Annotated in this window: 8 protein-coding genes; all 8 read right to left on the bottom strand. The window is 42.2% G+C overall.

From position 1 onward, the window contains the following. The coding region (locus ODU34_RS04025; protein ID WP_398582919.1) for a GBS Bsp-like repeat-containing protein at positions 1 to 1,207 on the bottom strand (1,207 nt) is incomplete at its 3' end. 73 nt (positions 1,208 to 1,280) lie between these two features. Next, positions 1,281 to 2,324, bottom strand: a complete 1,044-nt coding sequence (locus ODU34_RS04020) for an LPXTG cell wall anchor domain-containing protein (RefSeq protein WP_105178576.1) — start codon at positions 2,322 to 2,324, stop codon at positions 1,281 to 1,283. Positions 2,325 to 2,340: 16 nt separating this feature from the next. Further along, positions 2,341 to 3,192 carry a dTDP-4-dehydrorhamnose reductase gene (gene rfbD, locus ODU34_RS04015; protein WP_105178575.1) on the bottom strand — a complete coding sequence of 284 codons (852 nt, stop codon included), beginning with the start codon at positions 3,190 to 3,192 and terminating at the stop codon, positions 2,341 to 2,343. 54 nt (positions 3,193 to 3,246) lie between these two features. After that, on the bottom strand, positions 3,247 to 4,293 hold the full coding sequence (gene rfbB, locus ODU34_RS04010; RefSeq protein ID WP_024385627.1) for a dTDP-glucose 4,6-dehydratase: 1,047 nt from the start codon (positions 4,291 to 4,293) through the stop codon (positions 3,247 to 3,249). A 197-nt stretch (positions 4,294 to 4,490) separates the two neighbouring features. Next, a complete protein-coding gene (locus ODU34_RS04005) occupies positions 4,491 to 4,976 on the bottom strand; it encodes a phosphoribosylanthranilate isomerase (protein ID WP_105178574.1) in 486 nt (161 codons plus the stop codon). Next, positions 4,976 to 5,569: a dTDP-4-dehydrorhamnose 3,5-epimerase family protein gene (locus ODU34_RS04000; protein ID WP_014637724.1), complete on the bottom strand. Its 594-nt coding sequence runs from the start codon at positions 5,567 to 5,569 to the stop codon at positions 4,976 to 4,978. Before ODU34_RS04000 ends, ODU34_RS04005 begins: the two co-directional genes overlap by 1 nt. Next, positions 5,569 to 6,438 (bottom strand): glucose-1-phosphate thymidylyltransferase RfbA, encoded by an 870-nt coding sequence (gene rfbA, locus ODU34_RS03995; RefSeq protein ID WP_105178573.1) that lies wholly within the window; start codon positions 6,436 to 6,438, stop codon positions 5,569 to 5,571. The genes ODU34_RS04000 and rfbA overlap by 1 nt, the downstream gene beginning before the upstream one ends. A 97-nt stretch (positions 6,439 to 6,535) precedes the next feature. Then, the gene (locus tag ODU34_RS03990) at positions 6,536 to 7,360 is read right to left on the bottom strand and encodes a ZIP family metal transporter (protein WP_024410284.1); all 825 of its coding nucleotides are present in this window, start codon (positions 7,358 to 7,360) and stop codon (positions 6,536 to 6,538) included. Between the last annotated feature and the right edge of the window lie 103 nt (positions 7,361 to 7,463).

The raw sequence follows: 7,463 nt of genomic DNA, 5'->3' as shown, positions 1-7,463 counted from the left end.
CACCATTTGAATCCTTATAATATAAATGAACCGTGTAGGTGCCTGTGCGGTACTTATGGTCCTTCTTATTGACAGTTAACTTATAACTGCCATCTGACTGACGAGTGGCTTCATACCAACGTAAATCATCCGTCTGGGACCAAGTGGGTAAGATAACACTTGAGATATCTTTCGGCGATGAAACATTAGTAACACGAACATCAAAGGTACCTTGGGAATCGTTACGATTTTCAATTGTGATTGTGCCTGTTGGCTTCGCTTCTGATAAATGAGTCGTTGTACCACCTGCACCTGTCAAACCACCATTTGAATCCTTATAATATAGATGAACCGTGTAGGTACCTGTGCGGTACTTATGATCCTTCTTATTGACAGTTAACTTATAACTGCCATCTGACTGACGAGCGGCTTCATACCAACGTAAATCATCTGACTGCGACCAGGTCGGCAAGATAACACTCGCTATATCCTTAGGAGAAGAGATATTGGTAACACGAACATCGAAGGTACCTTGGGCATCGTTACGATTTTCAATTGTTATGGTGCCAGTAGGTTGTGTAACATTGACCGAACTGGAAGCTGTACTAACTCGAGCACTCAGAACACTTGTAGAGCCATTCGAACTTCCTGTAATCGTATTGGAAGCACTTCTTGTCAGCGAATTCGAAGTACTACTTGTTGCACCTGCTGTCAAACTAGAATCAACAGTTGAACCTGTAGTAGTAGAAGTTGCTTCCTCCTCAATTTTAGACGAGATTGCATTGCTATTATTCAAAGCAGTAGGCTTCTCAGCAACGCTTGCGGCATCCTTCTTCCATTCAAAACTATAATCTGATAAGGTCTGAAAACTTCCATCTGTTAATTGTGCCGTTAACTTCAGCGAAAAGACTTGGTCTTCCTCCGCAAATGCAGACCGATCCAAAACCGCTACGTATCTACCTTGCTCATCCATTGAGAATGCGACAGTAATGCCGCTATTTGTTTCAGAGCGAAACTGGGCTGTAACACCAATAATTTCCCCTTGAATGTTCGACAGAATAGCTTTAATCTGTCCAGCCTCATCAACGACAGATAACTGCCCGCCAGTTTCAGCAACCTGAGATGAAGAAACTTGACTAGATGGGGCATTTACCACATCCGCTTGAACAAGCTGAGCATTCAACGCGGATGCACACAAAGAAAGAAATAACAACGTTCTTTTTTTCACAAATATCTCCTTTATGTATTTCACATGTAAAAACAACTATATTTCTCAAAATAGATGCAATTACACTAATCTTCTATTTTTCTTCTTGCTTATTTGTCAATAACCAACCAGCAAAAATTGTTATGAGTCCTAGTACAGTTAATGGAAGACTAGATTTCCCTGAAGTTTTTGGCAATACCTTAGCATTATCATTTGGGATAACCTTTTTCTGACCTGCTTCGGAAATATTGCCTTTGCCTGTAGCTACATCAGAAATCTGACCGCCCCCTTGACCTGGAACGGTCTGCAAATCATTTGAGCCATTTGTAGCGCTTTGACTTGTTTGTACCCCGGTATTCTCAGTCTTAGCTGTACTTTTATCCTCGACTTTTGATTGTAGACTAGCAGTTAGTTCTGCAATCTGTCGGTCCATTTCTGAAAAGTCATACGGAAATTTTGGTTGCGAAGCAGTTGCAAGAGCTTGACCATATCCTATAGTTGCAGATGTAATAGATTCTAAATTAGAGTTTTCACTTTCCAACAATCCAGCTAATTCTTGTCCAGTTGCTTCTGCATAAGCAATATAATTATCAATCGCTGCCGACTCTTTATTCAGTAGTTCAACGATAACTTCTCTAGCGTATTTCAATGCAGCCAATTCGGCTTCAGGAGTACTTGCATCATCTTCAGACTCGTACTTAGAAACTATATCCGCTGCTTCTTCTCTTCCACTTTTTCCAGCGACTGTAAGTGTCTCAAATAAATAATGGTAATGTTGGGCTATGCTACCAATTAAATTTGCTTTAAGTTCATCTAAAACAACAACTTGCTCTGCTGTTAAGTTTGCCTTCAAGTCTGCAATTTCTTCATCCCATGCAGCTTCAGCACTACCCGAAGCCATTTCTTCCATCATTCCCTCAAGAAACACCAATCTATATTCTTGCATATCGATAGTCATTTTAGCTTGAATATATTCACGTACGGCAACTTTTTCATCATCAGTTAAATGATAGGTCGTACTTTGACTTGTCTCTGCTGCTACAACTGGAACAGCTCTGGACGGTAATGTAGCACCTCCTAGTAAAGCCAGAAAAATTCCTGACATCAACAACGACTTAACAATCGCTTTCTTTTTCATACACATCTCCTGTAAACTATTTCTTTTCTTGTTTGTAAAATGCTTCCAAAGCTTCTTGCCAAGTTGGGATGACAAAGCCTGTGGCTTTTGCCTTGTCCAAGCTCATGGTTGAGTTGAATGGACGTTTTGCCTTAGCTGGGAATTGGCTAGAATCCACTGGCAATACCTTGGTGTTAGTATCCTTTAGGATTTCCGTCGCAAAGTCAAACCAAGTTGTATCTTCTGCTGCATCGTTTGACAAATGGTAGTAACCAAATGCTTGCTCGGTGTCCACCAAGTGTACCATGAATTCGGCTAGAGTACGTGTCCAGGTTGGGCGACCGTGTTGGTCATTGACAACCGTCAAGGTATCCCGAGTTTCCGCAAGGTTTTGCATGGTGAAAACAAAGTTTTTACCGTAGTTACCAAATACCCAAGCTGTACGGACAGTGTAGAATTTGTCTGCAAACTTCTCTACTGCTTCCTCACCCAAGCGCTTGGTACGACCGTATTCAGATTGTGGGTCTGGCTGGTCATCTACTTGCCATTCTTGACCGACTGGCAACTCACCATTGAAGACATAGTCCGTTGAGATATAAACAAGGGTTGCACCGTATTTAGCAGCTGCCTTAGCAACATTTTCAGAGCCTGTTACGTTAATCTTGTAGTTGAGTTCTTTGCCTTCATCTTCTGCCATATCAACAGCTGTATAGGCTGCACAGTGGTAAACAACGCTTGGCTTGACTTCTGCAAAGAAGGTATCCACCTTGTCTGCATCCGTGATGTCCATTTCTGCTACGTCAGCGGCAACGTACTCAACACCACGCTCATCCAAGAGATAACGCAACTCTGTACCCAACTGGCCATTTGCACCTGTAATTAAAATCATATTTGCTCCTTATTTCAAGAAAGGCTTGGGCAAGAGCCCTAGCCTTTAATAGTCTTATTTAATAACTTCCTGTGTCTTAGCATAGTTGGCTTCAACAGCTTCTTTTTCAGCCTTCCACCAGTCTTGGTTATCTGTATACCACTGGATTGTTTCTTCCAAACCTTGAGAGAAGTCTGTGAATTGTGGTGTCCAGCCTAGCTCATCACGAAGTTTGCTTGCGTCAATAGCATAGCGCAAATCGTGTCCTGCACGGTCAGTCACGTGGTCGTAAGCGTCTTTTGGTTGACCCATTTTTTCAAGAATCAATTCAAGCACTTCTTTATTGTTCTTCTCACCGTCAGCACCGATTAGGTAAGTTTCACCCATACGACCTTTTGTCAAGATTGCCCAAACACCAGTCGAGTGGTCGTTGGTATGAATCCAGTCACGGACGTTTTTACCTTCACCGTAAAGTTTTGGCTTGATACCTGCCAAGATGTTGGTAATTTGGCGTGGGATGAATTTCTCAATGTGTTGGTATGGACCGTAGTTGTTTGAACAGTTGGAAATCGTTGCTTTGACACCAAATGAACGCACCCATGCTTTGACAATCAAGTCTGAAGCAGCCTTGGTTGATGAGTATGGTGATGACGGGTTGTAGTTGGTTTCTGCAGTAAATTTCTCACCTGGACCCTCGCCATGACCTGGCAAATCTTCACGCAAAGGAAGGTCACCGTATACTTCGTCAGTCGATACATGGTGGAAACGAATATCGTATTTACGAGCCGCTTCAAGCAAGGTGTAAGTACCGATAAAGTTGGTATGGATGAATGGGCTTGGGTCGTTGAGGGAGTTGTCGTTGTGGCTTTCTGCCGCATAGTGAACAATGGCATCTGCCTTAGCAGCCAATTTGTCAACCAATTCAGCATCTGCAATGTCGCCAACAACTAGCTCAACACGGTCACCAAGGATGGCTTCGATGTTAGCCTTGTTACCAGCATAAGTAAGTTTATCCAAAACAGTTACGTGAACGTCTGGATGATTGTTATAAACATAGTGTACAAAGTTTGAACCGATGAAACCAGCTCCACCAGTTACGATAATATTTTTAAATTGAGACATTTTTTTCTCCGAATTTTTCTTATTTTGATAGTTTCCTTAGGTAGTGGGGACGCCAGCAAACCTTCGGTTTCATGGCTAAATTTTGAACCTAAGGTTTCAAAATTTCCCTGCAAGATTACGTAAAACGTAATCTTGCTTTCACTACGGCGGAAACTATCGCTATTGGCTCGCTGTGCTCGCCCTTTTTGAATGATAGACTACTTCAAGATTTCTTTCATGTAAGCAATCTTGGCAAAGTCTTTTTGATTATTATTTTCTGCTCGGTAGGAATCTTTTGAAGAGGCTTGGTAGATTTTCAGGTATTGTTCAAGTGTCGGTAGGTAATAGCGAACACCTGCTGTTTCTAGTTCTTCCAAATCTTCTAGCTCTACACCAGCAAATTCAGGCAGTGAATGCAGACCTCCGAATTCAACAGATAAGCCATCTTTATGAAATTCATGTTCGTGACGGTCAACCAGGACATAGCCGAGTTGATTCATCATGGCAATCAGCTCATCTGCACGGTAAATCCGTTCGTCGTCTGGGGCTTCCCAGCCACGTGGATCACTTGGAACATGAATATCTAAATCTCCTGCCTGCCAGTCCCTACCTGTTCGCCTTTCCAAACCAACTGAGCCCATTAACAAGGGAGTGATTCCTAACTTGTTTAACTGCTCTGCTATTTCCAAAAAGGCTTGAAACATTAGAGGTCCTCTTTTCTCAAAGGCTTAACGTCCTTGAGGAGTGGGTGATTCTCATCTGCTTCTGAAACTTCTGCTTCTTCTAGGTTTTCCCACTGGATGTCTAGGCTAGGGTCAGCGTAGTTGACGAAAGCATACTTAGGCTTGAGTTCCAAAGCCCAGTAGTCGTTGACCAAGTAGCTGTAAGCCACGAAATCTGACAAAACTTGGAAACCATTGGCTACTCCGCGCGGAACGAAGATACCTTTTGAAGCATCAATAACGGTTTGGTAGGTATTACCGAAGGTTTCGCCTTCACGAAGATCGACCCAAGTTCCCAAAACCTTACCGCCGTCCGCTACGGAGATATATTTATCCCAAGGCTCTGCGTGAAGACCACGAAGAACGTTTTTGCGAGAGAAGGAAACATTATTTTGTAATTTCCCTTCTGCAAAGAAGCTTTCAGGGAAACCGAGCGGAAGCATTTTTTCCTTTTGGAAGTTCTCCTTGAACCAGCCACGGTTGTCGCCATGAACAGGAATGTCGAATTCTAACATTCCTGGAATAGCTTCAACTGGGCGAGCTGCTAGTGTTTTACCGAAAAAGTTTTCTGTCATTAGGCTTCTCCAATCAAACGGAGCAAGTATTGTCCGTATTCATTTTTCTTAAGTGGCTGTGCTAATTCGTGGACTTGTTCTTTTGTAATGTAACCCATGCGGTAGGCAATTTCTTCCAAGTTAGCCACTTGAACGTTTTGCAAACGTTGAACCGTTTCGATGTACTGTGCAGCTTCCAAGAGGCTTTCATGCGTACCTGTATCTAACCAGGCAAATCCACGGCCCATAAGCTCAACAGATAAGTCACCACGCTCTAAGTACGCCTTGTTGACATCTGTGATTTCCAACTCACCACGAGGTGAAGGCTTGATATTTTTGGCAATCTCCACAACATCATTGTCATAGAAATAAAGACCAGTAACCGCAAAATTTGATTTTGGCTCTTCAGGTTTTTCTTCGATAGAGATGGCATTCATATCTGCGTCAAACTCGACAACACCAAAGCGTTCTGGGTCTTTTACTTGGTAACCAAAGACAGTCGCGCCCTTTTCTTTGCTTGCTGCACGTTGCAACATCTTGGTCAATCCATTGCCGTGGTAGATGTTATCACCAAGGATTAAGGCTACATTGTCATCACCGATAAATTCTTCACCGATAATGAAGGCTTGCGCCAAACCATCTGGACTTGGTTGTTCTGCATATGAAAGTGAAAGTCCAAGTTCAGAACCATCTCCTAACATATCCTTAAAACGTGGAAGATCTTGCGGAGTTGAAATAATCAAAATATCTTTGATTCCAGCCAACATCAATGTTGACAATGGATAATAGATCATTGGTTTATCGTAAATTGGCATCAACTGTTTTGAAGCTGCGCGCGTTAAAGGATACAAGCGTGTACCTGACCCACCAGCTAGAATAATACCTTTCATATAAGAGTACCTTCCCTAAATTAATATCAGTTCATTATACCATATTTTTAAAGATATTGTCATAAGAAAAAAGCCTGTAACAACAGACTTTAACAAATTATCCTAAGGCAACATCCAAAATCATCATGATGATAAAACCAGCCATTAAGCCCAGAGTTGCAATATCCGTATTGCCATTTGTCTGCGACTCTGGAATGAGCTCTTCTACAACGACAAAAATCATGGCTCCTGCCGCAAAGGAGAGGGCATAAGGTAAAATAGGTGTCATAAAGGTAACCGCAAAAGCACCGATGACTGCTGCAATCGGCTCGACAATTGCTGACATTGATCCCCAGTAAAAAGCTTTCCACCTAGATGCACCGTCTGTACGAATTGGAATAGCCAAGGCTGCCCCTTCAGGAATATTTTGTATACCGATCCCAATAGCAAGGCCGATTGCACCAATAAAAGCTGCTGGACTATAGTTAGAAGCAAGTGCACCAAATGTCACACCGACCGCCAAGCCTTCAGGAATATTGTGAATTGTAATGGCTAAGAAGAGCAGGGCTGTTTTGGATAGATTTTTTCTCTCCTTCTCACCACCGCCTTCTGCCTTGTCTTTATCATTTCCCAAATGTAAATGCGGAACCCAGGCATCTACCAAGCGTAAAAAAATACCACCTGCTGCAAAACCTACTGCTGCTGGTATCCAAGCCAAATTGCCGTATGAACTTTCAGCATACTCAATCGATGGAGCTAATAAAGACCAAAAAGAAGCCGCAATCATAACACCTGCTGCAAAGCCTAGCATGGTGTCTAGCAAACGACGGCTAACTGTCTTAAAGAAAAATACAACGGCAGATCCCATAATCGTACAAAACCATGTGAATAAACCACCTAGCAAAGCCTGTAGAACTACAGACTGATTAGTAAACCAAGTCATAACTAACATCCTATCCTGTTTAATCTTGCATATCCTATAAATTAAGATACCCTAATTTATTATAAAATTCAAGCTTTTTCACTTAAATAAATAAGAAAATATC

This window comes from Streptococcus sp. 2018WUSS126, from assembly GCF_044427425.1.
GTDB classification, from domain to species: Bacteria; Bacillota; Bacilli; order Lactobacillales; family Streptococcaceae; genus Streptococcus; species Streptococcus hashimotonensis.
This window is presented reverse-complemented; position numbering and strand designations above follow the sequence as displayed.